Source organism: Brevibacillus sp. YAE8 (assembly GCF_057543335.1).
In genome coordinates this window covers 1-573 of the sequence record NZ_BAAIYG010000122.1, presented here as the reverse complement: position 1 = coordinate 573, position 573 = coordinate 1, and the positions used below count along the sequence as shown (strand labels likewise).

Sequence of the window (573 nt, the reverse complement as noted above, 5' to 3'; positions counted from 1 at the left end):
AACTGGCTTGAATAAGTCATCAATGAACAGCACATCTGCTTTTCTCATGGCATTCAGCTTTGTTTCCAGCTGGTCAAAGTCATTTTTCAGATCACTCATGCCCTCAACGTAAGGAAAGTACAGGCAGTGAGTCGATTTCTTCTTAATGAGATTGTTCATGATGGCCGTTAACAGATGCGTTTTGCCGCTGCCCGGCTGTCCCAGTAGAGCAATGCTATTGGCACGCTCTCCCTTGATCTTTTCAAAGTCTTTGAAGTATTCGACCGCACATTCATAGGCATCTTTAATCATTTGGGGTTTGCCATCTAATTTGAAGTTGCCAAACAACAGCTTTTCGAACTTTTCTGTAATGCCGCTGGCTGCCATGAGCTTCGCTATTTTCTTTTGTTTCACACACTCACATTGTTTGGAATACGTCGTTTTCCATTCCCGAGCCTTATCTGGCGTGCAAACCTTTCCCGCAAGATAATCTTCTTCAAGAACCATTTCATCAAGTGATAGGCTGTCCAATGGCTTGTTTTCTTTTCTCAGCCGCAGCTCAGTATCCTTGTGAACCCGATAAATTACAACGCC

At 43.6% G+C, this 573-nt stretch carries 1 protein-coding gene; it reads right to left on the bottom strand.

The features are described 5' to 3' along the window. Positions 1–573: DnaA ATPase domain-containing protein (locus AC27IT_RS27930; RefSeq protein WP_487092281.1), on the bottom strand; the 573-nt coding region annotated here is incomplete at both ends.